This is a genomic window from Serinicoccus sediminis (assembly GCF_004153545.1).
GTDB classification, from domain to species: Bacteria; Actinomycetota; Actinomycetes; order Actinomycetales; family Dermatophilaceae; genus Ornithinicoccus; species Ornithinicoccus sediminis_A.
The window spans coordinates 154,108-168,634 of sequence record NZ_SDVA01000005.1 but is presented as its reverse complement, the minus strand read 5'-3'; the positions used below and the strand labels follow the sequence as shown (position 1 = coordinate 168,634).

The 14,527-nt window shown below is 74.2% G+C and carries 14 protein-coding genes; 12 read left to right on the top strand and 2 right to left on the bottom strand.

The features are described from left to right. Positions 1–2 precede the first annotated feature (2 nt). From EUS26_RS06715 to EUS26_RS06685, 7 genes are all read left to right on the top strand, one after another. The gene (locus EUS26_RS06715; RefSeq protein ID WP_202865074.1) at positions 3–344 is read left to right on the top strand and encodes a DUF3054 domain-containing protein; all 342 of its coding nucleotides are present in this window, start codon (positions 3–5) and stop codon (positions 342–344) included. A 3-nt stretch (positions 345–347) separates the two neighbouring features. Beyond that, on the top strand, positions 348–2,375 hold the full coding sequence (locus EUS26_RS06710; protein WP_130012438.1) for an MFS transporter: 2,028 nt from the start codon (positions 348–350) through the stop codon (positions 2,373–2,375). Between the two features lie 32 nt (positions 2,376–2,407). Continuing rightward, positions 2,408–3,943, top strand: a complete 1,536-nt coding sequence (dop, locus tag EUS26_RS06705) for a depupylase/deamidase Dop (RefSeq protein WP_130012552.1) — start codon at positions 2,408–2,410, stop codon at positions 3,941–3,943. A gap of 5 nt (positions 3,944–3,948) precedes the next feature. Then, positions 3,949–4,164: a ubiquitin-like protein Pup gene (locus EUS26_RS06700; protein WP_420329994.1), complete on the top strand. Its 216-nt coding sequence runs from the start codon at positions 3,949–3,951 to the stop codon at positions 4,162–4,164. A 25-nt stretch (positions 4,165–4,189) separates the two neighbouring features. Further along, positions 4,190–5,581, top strand: a complete 1,392-nt coding sequence (gene pafA, locus EUS26_RS06695) for a Pup--protein ligase (RefSeq protein WP_420329993.1) — start codon at positions 4,190–4,192, stop codon at positions 5,579–5,581. A gap of 40 nt (positions 5,582–5,621) precedes the next feature. Beyond that, complete coding sequence (locus EUS26_RS06690; protein WP_165368526.1) at positions 5,622–6,668, top strand: FKBP-type peptidyl-prolyl cis-trans isomerase; 1,047 nt, start codon at positions 5,622–5,624, stop codon at positions 6,666–6,668. A 183-nt stretch (positions 6,669–6,851) separates the two neighbouring features. Next, complete coding sequence (locus tag EUS26_RS06685; protein WP_130012431.1) at positions 6,852–7,250, top strand: FKBP-type peptidyl-prolyl cis-trans isomerase; 399 nt, start codon at positions 6,852–6,854, stop codon at positions 7,248–7,250. A 144-nt stretch (positions 7,251–7,394) separates the two neighbouring features. Here EUS26_RS06685 and EUS26_RS06680 read toward each other — a convergent pair whose 3' ends face one another. Further along, entirely contained in the window at positions 7,395–8,747 is a 1,353-nt protein-coding gene (locus EUS26_RS06680) for a cation:proton antiporter (RefSeq protein ID WP_130012429.1), read from the bottom strand. 368 nt (positions 8,748–9,115) lie between these two features. Then, a complete protein-coding gene (locus EUS26_RS06675) occupies positions 9,116–10,357 on the bottom strand; it encodes a DUF3866 family protein (RefSeq protein WP_130012427.1) in 1,242 nt (413 codons plus the stop codon). Between the two features lie 57 nt (positions 10,358–10,414). On the opposite strand from EUS26_RS06675, the gene EUS26_RS06670 reads away from it, so the two are divergent. The 5 genes from EUS26_RS06670 (at position 10,415) to EUS26_RS06650 (ending at position 14,523) form a co-directional block, all read left to right on the top strand. After that, positions 10,415–11,431, top strand: a complete 1,017-nt coding sequence (locus tag EUS26_RS06670) for a helix-turn-helix transcriptional regulator (RefSeq protein ID WP_130012425.1) — start codon at positions 10,415–10,417, stop codon at positions 11,429–11,431. Beyond that, on the top strand, positions 11,431–12,396 hold the full coding sequence (locus EUS26_RS06665; protein WP_130012423.1) for a helix-turn-helix transcriptional regulator: 966 nt from the start codon (positions 11,431–11,433) through the stop codon (positions 12,394–12,396). Before EUS26_RS06670 ends, EUS26_RS06665 begins: the two co-directional genes overlap by 1 nt. A gap of 97 nt (positions 12,397–12,493) precedes the next feature. Beyond that, the gene (tatA, locus tag EUS26_RS06660) at positions 12,494–12,784 is read left to right on the top strand and encodes a Sec-independent protein translocase subunit TatA (RefSeq protein WP_130012421.1); all 291 of its coding nucleotides are present in this window, start codon (positions 12,494–12,496) and stop codon (positions 12,782–12,784) included. Between the two features lie 78 nt (positions 12,785–12,862). Next, positions 12,863–13,639: a twin-arginine translocase subunit TatC gene (gene tatC / locus EUS26_RS06655; protein WP_130012420.1), complete on the top strand. Its 777-nt coding sequence runs from the start codon at positions 12,863–12,865 to the stop codon at positions 13,637–13,639. After that, complete coding sequence (locus EUS26_RS06650; RefSeq protein ID WP_130012418.1) at positions 13,636–14,523, top strand: diacylglycerol/lipid kinase family protein; 888 nt, start codon at positions 13,636–13,638, stop codon at positions 14,521–14,523. Before tatC ends, EUS26_RS06650 begins: the two co-directional genes overlap by 4 nt. Positions 14,524–14,527 lie beyond the last annotated feature (4 nt).

Sequence of the window (14,527 nt, the reverse complement as noted above, 5' to 3'; positions counted from 1 at the left end):
GCGTGCACCGCCTCGGCGACCTGCTGCTGCTCCTCGTCTTCGCGGTGGCCGGGCGGTCCAGCCACGAGCTGGGCCTCACGCCGCTCGGGGTGCTGCAGACCGCGTGGCCCTTCGCCGTCGGCATGGCCGTGGGGTGGATGCTCACCTGGCGCGCGCGGCGCTGGTGGGTGGAGGGTCTGGCGGTCGGCGGGCTCGCGCTGGCGGTGGGGATGCTGCTGCGGGTCCTGACCGGGGCCGGCACGGCGCCGGCCTTCGTCGTCGTGGCCGCGGTCGTCCTCGTGGGCGGCGCCCTGGGGTGGCGGGCGCTCGTGCAAGCGCTGTCGGTGGGCAGGCGTAGGGTCTGAGGCATGACGGCTGGGGCGGACGAGAAGACCACGACGGCGTCCGCACCCGGCACCCCCACCACGGCGATCATCGTCGTCCTGTCGCTCTGCGGCACCCTCGTCTCGCTGCAGCAGACGCTCGTCCTGCCGCTGCTGCCGGTCTTCCCGGAGATCCTCGGGACGACCAGCGACAACGCCTCCTGGCTGGTGACGGTGACGCTGCTCACCGCCGCCGTCGGCACCCCCATCGTGTCCCGCCTGGCCGACATGTTCGGCAAGCGGCTGCTGCTCATCGTCTGCATGTGGGCCGTCATCGCCGGGTCGGTGGTCTCGGCGCTGAGCTCGGAGTTCGCGCTGGTGGTGCTCGGCCGCGGGCTGAGCGGTCTCGGCGCCTGCCTGGTGCCCGTGGGGATCAGCATCATGCGCGACCACCTGCCGGCCGACCGGGTCGGGTCCGGCGTCGCGCTCATGTCGGCGACGCTGGGCATCGGTGGGGCGATCGGTATGCCGCTGGCCGGCGTCATCTACGACAACCTCGACTGGCACGCCCTGTTCTACGTCTCCGGCGGGTTCGCCGTGGTCATGCTCGTCGCGGTCTACCTCGTCGTGCCGGAGTCGACGGTCAGGACGCGGGGCCGCTTCGACTACGCCGGCGCCGCGCTGCTGTCGGTGGCGCTCACCTGCTTCCTGCTGGCGGTGAGCAAGGCCGGCACCTGGGGGTGGGGGTCGCCGCTGACCCTGAGCCTGCTGACCGGGGCGGGGCTGGTGCTCGCCGCGTGGGTCCCCTGGGAGCTGCGCACCGGGCAGCCGCTGGTCGACATCCGCACGTCGATGCGGCGCACGGTGCTGCTCACCAACGCGGCCTCGGTCCTCGTCGGCTTCGCGATGTTCGCCAACTTCCTCACCTCCGCCCAGCAGGTGCAGATGCCGGCCGACACCGGCTACGGCTTCGGCCTGTCCGTGGTGTCCACCGGCCTGGTCCTGCTGCCCGGCGGGCTGCTCATGGTGGCGATGTCGCCGGTGTCCGCCGGCCTCATCCGCCGGCACGGCGCCCGGGCCGTCCTCATCGCCGGCGCGGTGACCATCGCCCTGGGCTTCGTCGGACGCTCGCTGCTGCACGGCAGCGTCCTCGAGGTGGTCGTCACCGCGAGCGTCGCCTCGCTCGGCACCGCCCTGGCCTTCGCGGCCATGCCCACGCTCATCATGCGGGCGGTGCCCATCACCGAGACCGCGTCGGCCAACGGGCTCAACACCCTGCTGCGCTCCATCGGCACGTCCTCGGCGTCCGCGCTCGTCGCGGCCGTCTTCGCCGCCTCGATGACCGCCACCGCCAGCGGCGTGCCGGCGCCCTCGTTCGCGGCATACCAGCTCGTCTTCTGGGCCGGCGCCGCCGCCGCGCTCGGCGGCGGGCTCATCGCCGCCTTCATCCGGCGTCCGCAGCGGGTGCGGGTCGAGGAGCCCGGCGTCGCTGCGGCCGCGACCGGGGAGCGCACCGAGGTCAAGCACGCGGGGATGGGTGACCTGCCCGAGCTGCTCGTGCGGGGGCGCGTCGTGGGGCCCCAGGGCCGGCCGCTGCGCCAGGCCGTCACCACGGTGCTGCGCCCCGACGGCACCCACATCGACTGGGGCCGCACCGACAACGACGGGCGCTACACCCTCGCGCTGCCCGAGCCGGGGGCCTACCTGCTCGTCGTGTCCGCGGACGGCTGGGCGCCGCAGTCGTGCCTCGTCGACCTGGCCGTCGGGCACGAGGAGGACGTGACGATGACCCGGCGGCTGCTGCTCTCGGGGCACGTCCTGGACGACGGCCGCCCGCTCGGCGGCGTGCTCGTCTCGCTCATCAAGCACTCCGGGGAGTACGTCGCCACCGCCCACACCGACGCCGACGGCGCCTACGAGGTCGGGCTGCCGCCCCCGGGCCGCTACGTGCTCACCGCCGTCGACCACGACGCCGGCCGCACCCGGTCCCGCGCGCTCACCGTGCTGGCCACCTCGACGACGCTCGACCTCGACATGGTCACCGGCGTCCCGCGCCCGAGGGTCGACGCGTGAGCGGCAGCGCCCCCGTGGGCGTCGGGCGGGTCATGGGGATCGAGACCGAGCTCGGCATCACCAGCACCCAGCGGGACGCCGCCGGGCAGCCGGTCACGCCCATGGTGCTCTCGGGGCAGGTGGTCCGGGCGTATGCCGCGGGCGCGCCCGCCGGGGCGGCGCTGCCCGCTGCCGCGGGCTGGGACTACGCCGACGAGACCCCCCTCCGCGACGCGCGCGGCTTCGAGATGGCCCGCGCGCTGGCGCACCGCTCCCAGCTCACCGATGTCGAGGACCCGACGATCGCCACCTCGGTGCTCTCCAACGGGGCCCGGTTCTACGTCGACCACGCCCACCCGGAGTACTCCAGCCCCGAGGTCACGAGCCCGCTCGCGGCGGTGCGCTGGGACCGGGCGGGGGAGGAGGTCGCGCTCGCGGCGGTCCGCACCCTGGCCGAGGAGGGCCTCGAGGTCCGCCTCTACAAGAACAACGTGGACGGCAAGGGAGCGTCCTACGGCACCCACGAGAACTACCTCGTGCCGCGGTCGGTGCCCTTCGACCGGCTGGCGGCCGCGCTCATCCCCTTCCTCGTGGCCCGCCCGGTCATCGCCGGGGCCGGCCGGGTGGGGCTGGGTCAGGCCAGCGAGCGGCCCGGCTTCCAGCTCTCGCAGCGCGCCGACTACCTCGAGGCGGAGATCGGTCTCGAGACCACCCTGCGCCGCCCCATCGTCAACACCCGCGACGAGCCGCACGCCACGCCGCACCTGCACCGGCGGCTGCACGTCATCGTCGGCGACGCGACCATGGCCGACGTCACGACCTACCTCGCGCTGGGGTCGCTCTCGGCGGTGCTGCGCGTGGTCGAGACCCACCCGCACCTGCTCGACGGCCTCGCGCTGGCCCGGCCCGTCGCGGCCGCGCAGCAGGTGAGCCACGACCCGACCCTGCGGGCCACCGTCGAGCTGGCCGACGGACGCCACCTCACCGGGCTGGACCTGCTCGAGGCGCACCTGGACGCGGCCGAGCAGGCGGCGGTGTCCGGGCACGAGGCGTGGGGCGACCCGGCCGAGGAGCCGACGGGGCCGGTGCTGCGCCGCTGGCGCGAGGTCCTCGACACCCTGCGCCGCGACCCCTCCGAGGCGGCGGGGCAGGTGGAGTGGGTGGCCAAGCACCAGCTCCTGCAGCGCTTCTCCGAGCGCTCCGGGGCCGGCTGGGACGACCCCCGGCTGGCGGCCATGGACATCCAGTGGCACGACCTCGACCCCGACCGCGGTCTCGCCCGCCGGCTGCGGGCCGCGGGGAGGCTCGACCGCCTCGTCGGCGACGACGAGATCGCGCACGCCGTCGCCCACCCGCCCGAGGACACCCGGGCGTGGTTCCGCGGCGAGGTGGTCCGCCGCTACGGCGCCGGCGGAGGAGTGCGGGCCGCCTCGTGGGACTCCGTGGTCCTCGTCGACGGGCGCGGCCGGCTGCGACGGGTCCGCGTCGAGGAGCCGACGGGCGGACGCCGGGACACCGTGGCCGACCTGCTGGACCGGCATACCGACGCCGCCGGGCTCCTCTCCGAGCTCAGCAGCGAGGACGTCTGACTAGGATCGGGGTCATGTCGCAGCAGCAGTTCGACCGCCGACGGGACAGCGGCGCCGGGGACGGCCCGGAGCCGGACGCCACCCCGCCCCCCACGGCCCCGGCCGCGCAGCACGCCCAGCGGGACGAGGCGCTGGACTCCCTGCTCGACGAGATCGACGGGGTGCTGGAGACCAACGCGACGGAGTTCGTGCACGGCTTCGTGCAGAAGGGCGGCCAGTGACGGTGCCGCCGTGCTGAGCCGCATCATGGGCGTCGAGACCGAGTTCGGCGTCAACGCCACCTTCTCCGGCGGCTCCCGGCTCTCCCCGGAGGAGGTCTCCCGCTACCTCTTCCGCAAGGTCGTGGCCTGGGGACGCTCCTCCAACGTCTTCCTCGGCAACGGCTCCCGGCTCTACCTCGACGTCGGCTCCCACCCCGAGTACGCCACCGCCGAGTGTACCGACCTGCTCGACCTCGTCGCCCAGGACCGGGCCGGCGAGCTCATCGTCCAGGACCTCGCGCACGACGCCGAGGAGCGGCTCGCGACGGAGGGGTTCGCGGCCACGGTCTACGTGCTGAAGAACAACGTCGACTCGCGCGGCAACTCCTACGGCTCGCACGAGAACTACCTCATCGAGCGGCGCACCCGGATGGAGCGCCTCACCGACACCCTCGTCCCCTTCCTCGTCACCCGCCAGCTCGTCACCGGGGCGGGCCGGCTGCACGTCGTGGAGCAGCGGGCCACCTACCTCGTGTCGCAGCGCGCCGACCACATGTGGGAGGACCTCTCCTCGGCCACCACCCGGTCCCGGCCCATCATCAACACCCGGGACGAGCCGCACGCCGACCCCGAGCGGCACCGCCGGCTCCACGTCATCGTCGGCGACTCCACGATGAGCCAGACCACGACGATGCTGCGGCTGGGCACGACCGACCTGGTGCTCAAGATGCTGGAGGCCGGCACGGTCGTGCCCGACCTCGTGCTGGCCAACCCCATGCAGGCGATCCGCGAGGTGAGCCGGGACCGCACCGGGCGCACCCCGCTGGCGCTGCGCCGGGGCGGCACCATCACCGCCCTGGAGCTGCAGCGCGAGCTGCTCGACCTCACCACCGGGTATGCCCGCGGCGCCGGGCTGACCGAGCACCCGGCATACCGCGACGTCCTCGAGCTGTGGGAACGCGGGCTGGACGCCATCGAGACCGACCGGCTGCACCTGGTCGACACCGAGATCGAGTGGGTGATGAAGAAGAAGCTGCTCGACTCCTACGCGCAGCGGCACGGACTGCAGCCGTGGGACCCGAGGCTGCAGCAGCTCGACCTCGCCTGGCACGACATCCACCCCACCCGGGGGCTGGTGCGCATCCTCGAGCGCTCCGGGGCCGCGCGGACCGTCGTCGACGAGGCGCGCGTGCAGGCCGCGACGACCGTCCCGCCGGACACCCGGGCGCGGCTGCGCGGCGACTTCGTCCGGACGGCCTCCGAGCACCGGCGCGACTTCACCGTCGACTGGGTGCACCTCAAGCTCAACGACGCGGCGCAGCGCACGGTGATCTGCAAGGACCCGTTCGCCGCCCAGGACGAGCGGGTCGACGCCCTGCTCGAGCACATCCGGGCGACCAGCGGTGCTCCCACGAAAGGCCCAGGGTCGCCGGGTTAGGCTGGCCCGGACGCTTCCCCGATCTGCAAAGGACGCACCTGTGCGCTCTTCCCGCCTGCGCTACCTCGCGGCCGCCGCCGCGCCCCTGATCTTCCTGGCCGGCTGCAGCCCCGAGTCGGCCGACGAGGGCTCGAGCGACGACGCCGCGGCGACCAGCTCACCCGGTGACGACGCGGCCGCGACCTCGGCCGCGCCCAACGGTGACCTGGCGGACATCGGTGTCGACACCGAGGGCGACGCGCCCGCGCTGACCTGGGACGGCGAGCCGTTCGCCGACGGGGACCTGCCGTTCGTGGCCGGGTCGACCGAGACCCGCACCCTCACCGAGGGCGACGGCGACGAGGTCGCCGAGGGCGACGAGGTGCGGGTGAAGTACCTCACCGTCAACGGCTCGAACGGCGAGCAGCTGGTGTCGACCTTCGAGAACGACGAGGCGGTCACCCTGGAGCTGGCCGACGAGAACCTCTTCCCGGCCTTCCGCGAGAACCTGCCCGGCGCCATGGTCGGCGACGAGCTGCTCATGGCCATCCCGGCGGCCGACGCCTTCGGCGAGGTCGGCAACGAGCAGCTCGGGGTCGGCCCCACCGACACCATGCTCTTCTACATGGTCGTCGAGGGCACCGGCGAGCCGCTCACCGAGGCGCAGGGCGAGGAGGTCGAGCCCGAGGAGGGCCTGCCCACCGTGACCATGGGCGACGCCGGTCCGGAGATCGACGTCGAGGGCGTCGAGGCACCCGACCAGCTCATCACCCAGCCGCTCATCCGCGGCGAGGGCCCCGAGGTCGTCGCCGGGCAGACCATCCGGGTGCACTACACCGGGGCGAAGCCCTCGGACGGCGAGGTCTTCGACAGCTCCTGGGAGCGCGGCGAGCCCACCGAGTTCCACATCGGCCTCGGCAGCGTCATCCCCGGCTGGGACGAGGGGCTCGTCGGCCAGACCGTCGGCTCGCGCGTGCTGCTCGTCATCCCGGCCGAGGAGGCCTACGGCCCCGCGCCGGAGGAGACCGAGGGCGAGACCGCGGCCCCCGGCAACGAGCTGGCCGGCGAGGACCTCGTGTTCGTCGTCGACATCCTCGGCGCCTCCTGATCCGACCGTCACCCCTGACACCCACCGAGCGCCGCCGATGGTGGGCTGACAGCCCACCGAGCGCCGCGAATGGTGGGCTGACAGCCCACCGGGCGCCGCCCGTGGTGGCCTGACGACCCACCGGGCGCCGCCGATGGTTGCCGGCGCACGGCATACCTGACCCCGAACGAGAAGGAGCACATCATGACCGAGTCCCCCTTCGGCCGCGTCCAGAAGGCCAAGCCCGAGATCGACTTCCCCGGCGACGAGCCGCCCACCGAGCTCGAGGTCGAGGACATCGAGGTCGGCAAGGGCGCCGAGGCCACCGCCGGCTCGACCATCTCCGCGCACTACGTCGGCGTGTCCTGGTCGACCGGCGAGGAGTTCGACGCCTCGTGGAACCGCGGCGAGCCGCTCACCTTCACCGCGGGCGTCGGCCAGGTCATCCAGGGCTGGGACCAGGGCCTCCTCGGGATGAAGGTCGGCGGTCGTCGCCGCATCGTCATCCCGCCGCACCTGGGGTATGGCGACCGCGGCGCCGGTGCTGCCATCAAGGGCGGCGAGACGCTCATCTTCGTCGTCGACCTCGTCGACGTCCGCTGACGCGACCGCAGGCGCCGTTCCGGCGCACCGCCACCGGCCCAGCCGTTCCCGTGAACGGCTGGGCCGACTGCTGTGGCCGTGTCGCCGGCCCAGGCGTTCACCTGCGTGGCTGAGCCGGTCAGGACGGGCGTGTCGTCGGCCGCGTCAGGTCGCCCGGAGGAGGCGCTCCCGGTCGCGCTCGAGCTTCGTCATCATCGGCGTCACCAGGACCCCGTGCAGGACGACCGAGAAGACGATGGTGAACACGCAGGTGGCCCAGAGCCAGCGCTCACCGGTCCAGGTCGTCTCGGACAGGGCGTAGGCGATGTAGAACAGCGTGCCCACGCCGCGGATGCCGAAGAAGGCGGTGATGAGCTGCTCGCGCCGGGCCAGCGGACGCAGCCTCTCGTCGCACATGCGCCAGCGCCCGGGCCGCAGCGCGACCCAGCCGGCCAGCGGGCGGATGACGAGGACGAGTGACACGCCCACGACCACCCCGCGCCAGTCGAGGGACTCCAGGGCACCGTCGGTGAGCGCGATCCCGACGAAGAGCAGCACGAGGAGGGTGAGCAGCCGCTCCAGCCGTTCGACCACCCCGTGCATGTGCTCGTGGAACTCGTGCCGCCGCGCCCGTGCGCGCATGGTCATGGCGCACACGAAGACCGCGAGGAAGCCGTAGCCCTGGGCGACCTCGGCCACGCCGTAGGCCAGCACCATGGCCGCGAGCGCCAGGAGCGACTCGCCCTGCTCGGCCAGCCGCAGCGCCTGCTGCCGGGTGCGGAAGGCGACGTAGGCCAGGACCCAGCCGACGGCCATCCCGACGAGCAGCCCGATGACGATCTTGCCGACCAGCTCGAAGGCCAGCCAGCGCAGCCCCCAGTCCAGCGGCGACCCCATGGTCATGAGGAAGATCGCCGCGTAGACGAAGGGGAAGGCGAGGGCGTCGTTGAGGCCGGCCTCGGACGTGAGCGCGAACCGGACCTCGTCGTCGTCGCTGATCTCGTCGTCGTGCAGCTGGTCGGCCATGGACTCCTCGCTGTCGGCCTCACGACGCGTGATGACCGGCCCGCCGACCTGGACGTCCCCGGCGAGGACCGGGTCGGTCGGGGCCAGCACGGCGCCGAGCAGCAGCGCGGGGGCGGCGCCGAGGCCGAGCCCCCACCAGCCGAGGAGGAAGACGCCGGCGATGCTGAGCGGCATGGCGATGCCGAGCAGCTTCCAGGTCGCCGACCAGGTGCGCCAGGAGCGCAGGTTGCGCAGGGAGAGCGGCCGGTCGAGGGCGAGCCCGACGCCCATGAGCGCGACGAGGACGGTGATCTCGGTGACGTGCTCGATCGTCTCGCGCTGGTCCGTGGGGTCGAAGCCGAGACCGGAGGCGATGGGCAGCCACCCGATGACCGCCCCGACGAGGATGAGGATGACCGGCGCCGAGAGCCAGGCACGGGTCAGCAGGCTGGGCAGCGCGACGGCGAGGAGCAGCACCCCGCCGCCCAGGAGGAAGAGCAGGTCGGACGACATACCCGCGCCTCAGCCGGCGCGAGCAGCGCGCGCGAGCGTCGTGGGACAGGTGGAGTCTCGGTATGCCGTGAGCACGGGCAGGGTCATGGCGCTCACTGTAGGTGACCGGCGAGGTCCCGTCGCACCGGCGACGACGGCGCCCAGGACGACGTGACGATCGCCCGGTCGGAGGTGCTCCGGGACGCGGACGGGTCGGCTGGTCCGGTCATCGCACCGGTCCCTCTGGTCACGCCTGTCACCACGTGCGGGGACGTGCACCCGGGCCAGGGTGATGTCGCCGCCTTCCGTACATCTCCCCGCACCAGGTGGCCACCGGTGCTGGTGTGACGAAGGAGCCCGGGCCGGCCGGCGTGGTGCGGCAGGCGGGCTCAGTCCGCGGGGTCGAGGAGCCGTGCGGCGTGCCGGCCGGCCGCCGCGGCGGTGAGGAACGCGGCGGGGTCGTCCTGCAGCCCGCGGCCCATCGTCGACAAGGGGACCGGCACCTCCGCCAAGGCCTCGGCCAGGCCCTCCGTGGCGACCTCGACCAGTGCGAGGTGCGGGGCCGTGGCGACCAGGTCGCGCGCCTGCCGGTGGACGAGTGCCAGGCACTCGCGCAGCGCGACGCTGTCTCCCACGCGTCCGGTGTGCCCGGAGGGCGCGTCCGGTGCGTCTCCGGTGCGGGGGGAGGACGCGTCGGGCGCGCCCCCCGTGCGGGGGAGGGGCAGGTCGGCCCCCTGACCCGGGGCGTCGGACCCGAGCACGGGGACCGGCAGGTCGGCGGGGTGGGCGAGGACCCGGCCGAAGGCGGTGGCGCTGTGGTGCGACAGGCCGCGGTGGCGCTCGCGGGCATCCGCCTGGGACACCCGCAGCCCGGCCACCGGCCGCCCGCCGAGCACGGCAGCCGCGTTGAGCGCCTCGCCCGCGGCCACCCCCGAGAAGCCCCACCGGGTGACGGTGCCGAGGTTGCCCGGCCCCTGGACGACGACGGTCAGGTCGGCACCCACGACGTGCCGGGCCGCGAGCAGCGCGGTGTGGACGGTGACCGCCTCGAGGTCCCCGCCGAACGCCTGCCCGGCCGTGATCGTGCTGGCCAGCCACCCGGCGTCGCGCAGCCCGGCGACGGTCCGTGACCACGCCAGGGGGAGGGCGGCCCCGTCGGTCATGACGTAGGCGACCCGGGCCCCGGGCCGCTGCGCCCGGACCCCGGCCAGCACCGCGGGGAGCGCGGAGTGCAGGTCGGTGGCGAGCACCGGCATACCCCCCAGGTCGTCGGCCTGGGCGAGCGTCGCGTGGTGCTCGCCCTCGGGGTCGTCCACGCCCAGCACCATCGGCTGCAGCGGGGAGTAGCGGCCCTTGACCAGGTGCCCCGGCTCGTCCTCGGCGCCCGCCCGGACCGGCCAGGAGTCCGGCCGGTCGGGGAGGGCGACGACCAGGGCATACCCTCCCGTGCCGAGGCCCCGCTCCAGGGCGGTGACGTTGAGCAGGACCCGGTCGCCGACCCGGGCGGTGCCGACGAGGTCGGGGTAGCCCAGCGCCCGCAGCCGACCGCCCGCGACGTCGACACCGAGGACCTGCACGCCGGCCCACCCCGGCAGCAGCTCGCGCACCTCGCCCTCGCGCCACGTGATCACGACGGGTGAGCCTATCGATGCCCGGACCGGGGGAGGTCGGACGGTAGCCTGCACCGCATGGCGAAGAGCACAGGCGCGGGTCCGAGCCCGGCCGCGGCGAAGACGGAGCGGCTGCTCAACCTCGTCATCGCCCTCCTGCACACCCGGCAGCCGCTGAGCCGGGCCAAGCTGCGCCAGGCGGTCCCGGACTACGCCCGGAGCAGCCCCGAGGCCTTCGAGCGGATGTTCGAGCGCGACAAGGACGAGCTGCGCGCCCTGGGGATCCCGCTGCGCACCGAGCCGATCGACGCCTTCTTCGACGACGAGCCGGGATACCGCATCGACCAGCGCGAGTACGCGCTGCCCGAGATCGACTTCGCCCCGGACGAGCTCGCGGTGCTCGGGCTGGCGGCGCGGGCCTGGGGCCAGGCGAGCCTCGCCGGCCCGGCCGCGCAGGCGCTGCGCAAGCTGGACGCCGCCGGGGTGGTGCGCGACGAGTCCTCGGTCGCCGGGATCGAGCCGCTGCTGCACACCCCCGACCCCGCCTTCGAGCCGGTCCGCGACGCGGTGCTGGAGCGGTGCGCGATCAGCTTCGACTACCGCGGCGGCTCCGGGGACCTCGCACGGCGCCGGGTGCAGCCGTGGGGGCTCACGAGCTGGCACGGCCGGTGGTACCTCACCGCCCACGACCTCGACCGCGAGGCACCCCGCGTCTTCCGGCTGGACCGGGTCGTCGGCATCCCGGAGCGCTCCGGCCGGCCCGGGGGGTATGCCGTGCCCGACGACCTCGACGCGCTCGCCATGATCCGGCGCAGCGCCGGGGAGGACGGCGAGCGGTCGACGACCGTCCGCCTGCTGGTGCGCGACGGCGCGGCCGCCTCGCTGCGGCGGCGGGGCCGCGAGAGCACGGAGGGCGCCGACGTCCCCGAGGGCTGGTCGCGGCTGGAGCTCGACGTGGCCTCGCTCGCGCCACTGGCCCGCGAGGTCTGCGCCGCCGGACCGGACGTGCGCGTCGAGGCACCCGCCGAGCTGGCCGAGCGGGTCGCCGGGCGGCTGCGCGCGGTGCTCGCTGCGCACGGGGGGGGAGCGGCCTGATGGCGACCTACGAGAGCGCCACCTCCCGGGTGGCCCGGATGCTGACCATGGTGCCGTGGCTGCTGCACCGCCAGGGCATCGACCTGGCCACGGCCGCCGCGGAGCTCGGGGTGAGCGAGAGCCAGGTCGTGGAGGACCTGCAGGTGCTCTTCCTCTGCGGCCTGCCCGGTCACTACCCGGACGACCTCATCGAGGCGTCCTGGGAGGGCGGTCGGGTCTTCGTGGGCAACGCCGACACCATCGCCCGGCCGCTGCGCCTGGGGCGCGACGAGGCCCTGGCGCTCATCGTGGCGCTCCGCGCGCTCGCCGACACCCCGGGCCTGGCCGAGCGGGACGCCATCGACCGGGCACTGGCCAAGCTGGAGACCGCCGCCGGTGAGACCGCGCGGGCGGCGGCCGCGGTGCGCGTCGACCTCGAGCAGCCCGCCGACGACGGCATCGCGGCGACCATCCGCGCCGGGCTCACCGAGCGGCGCCGGCTGCACCTGCGCTACACCTCCGGGAGCCGCGACGAGACCACCGAGCGCGACGTCGACCCGCTGCGGGCGCTGTCGGTGGACGGCCGGTGGTACCTCGAGGGCTGGTGCCACCGCGCCCAGGGCGTGCGCCTCTTCCGGCTCGACCGGATCGAGGCCGCCGAGGTGCTCGACGTGCCGGCCACCCCTCCGGAGGACCTGCCCGAGCGTGCCGTCGGCACCGGGGTCTACCGCCCGGACCCTGAGGACCAGGCCGTCACCCTCGACCTCGACACCGGCTCTGCGTGGGTCGCCGAGCAGATCCCGGCCGAGGAGGTCGAGACGCGCGACGACGGCTCCGTGCGGATGGTGCTGCGGGTCGCCGACCCCCGCTGGCTCCTGCGGCTCGTGCTGCGCGAGGGCGGGGGAGTCCGGGTCGTCGAGCCGGCGGCCCTCGTCGACGCGGTGCGCGAGGCCGCCCGCACGGCCCTGTCCGGGAACCTGTCGTGAGGCCCGGCGTTAGACTGACCACGCACCCGGTGCGCCGCCACGGCGTAGACTGAAGCAGGCTCTACGCCTGGTAGCGCGAACTCTAGGGAGACTTCTCATGGCTGGCCTCAAGCTCTGGCACATCGTCGTGCTCATCATCGCTTTCGTGATCCTCTTCGGCTGGAAGAACCTGCCCAGCATGGCTCGGTCGGTCGGTGAATCCCTGCGCGTCTTCAAGTCCGAGGTCGACCAGATGAAGGACGAGGGCGAGGCGCGCAAGACCGAGAAGGACGCCGAGCGCCCCGCGCTCGACGACCGCAAGGGTCACGACGCCGACACCGCCCGCGAGGAGTACGACACGATGAAGCGGCGCGAGGGCGGGTCCGGTACCGGCACGACCGGCGCCTGACCGACCGCGCGCGACACGGCATACCCGACGGTGACCCGAGCGGCCCGCGCCCGACGCGCGAAGGACCCCGAGGGGAGGATGTCCCTCGGGGACCACTTCCGTGAGCTGCGCAACCGGCTGACCATCAGCGTCCTGGCGATCGGGGTGCTCTCGGTCGTCGGGTGGTACTGGTACGACGAGATCATCGCGGTCGTCACCGCCCCCATCGACGCCGTGGCCGCCGAGCGCGGGGACGAGGCCGTCTCGCTGCGCTTCCAGAACATCACCGAGCCGTTCGCGATGCAGCTGCGGGTGGCGATCTTCAGCGGCATCCTGCTCGCCAGCCCGATCTGGCTGTGGAACATCTGGGGCTTCCTGCTCCCCGGTCTGACCCGCCCCGAGAAGAAGATCGCCCTGTCCTACTTCTTCGTCTCCATCCCGCTGTTCTTCGCCGGGGCCGCGCTCGCGGCCTTCACCTTCCCGCGCCTCGTCGCGATCCTGCTCGGCTTCACCCCGGACGGCATCGCCAACCTGCCCGGCGCGAGCGAGTTTCTCACCCTGTGGCTCTACTTCATGCTCGCCTTCGGGCTGGCCTTCCTGCTGCCCGTGGTGCTCGTCGCGCTCAACCAGATCGGCATCCTGTCGGCCCGCAACATGCTGCGCAGCTGGCGCATCGTGCTCTTCTGCATCCTCGTCTTCTCCGCCTTCATGACGCCGGACCCCAGCGCGTGGACGATGCTCGCGATGGCCAGCCCGGTCTTCGTCCTCTACTGGTGCGCGGTGGGGGTCGCGTTCCTCATGGAGCGCCGCCGGGCGAAGAGGAACCCGGACCGGTATGCCGGTCTGTCCCCGGACGAGGCGACCCCGCTGACATGAGGTATGCCCTCGTGCACGGCCGCCGGTCCGGCCGTGGCGGGGCGGCCGCGGTGGGGGAGGCGGCGACCGGCGCCCTGCGCTCGGCCGGGCACGAGGTCGTCCAGGTGACGGCCGGCACGCTGGAGCAGGCGCGCGCCGCGTGCGCCGCCCTCGTCGGCGACGGGGTCGACGTCCTGGTCGTCGCGGGTGGGGACGGGCTGGTGAGCCTCGGGGCCGACGTCTGTGCAGGCACTCCGACGGCGCTCGGGATCCTCCCGGCGGGCACCGGCAACGACAACGCCCGCAGCCTGGGGCTGCCGCGGGACCCGGCCCGGTGCGTCGACGTGCTGCTGGCCGGCCGGACCCGCACCGTCGACACCCTGCTCCTGCCCGACCTGGGCCGGCGGGTGCTGGGATCGGTGTGCGGGGCGCTGGAGGCCCGGATCAACGCTCGCGCCAACGGGATGCCGCGGCGGCTGGGCGCCGCGTCCTACACGCTTTCCGCGCTCGTGGAGATCGCGGTGCTGCGCCGGCAACCGCCCCTGCACTACCGGCTCACCGTCGACGGCCGGACCCGCGAGCTCGACGCGCTCGTCGTGGTCGCCGCGTCCATGCCGTTCTTCGGCGGCGGCCTGCCCGTCGCGCCCGCGGCGGACCCGGCCGACGGCGAGCTCGACCTCGTGCTCGTCCACCCCGTCACCCCGGCCCAGGCCCTGGGCGTGCTGCGCGCGTTGCGAGCGGGACGGCATACCGGGCACCCGGCGGTGGAGGTGAGCCGCGCGCGCGAGGTGACGGTCGAGGGACCGGCCGACGTCGTCGCGCACGGCGACGGCGAGCCGCTCGGGAGCCTGCCGCTGACCGTGCGGGTCGACGCCGCCAGCCTGCGGGTGCTCGTCCCGGGCTGACGTA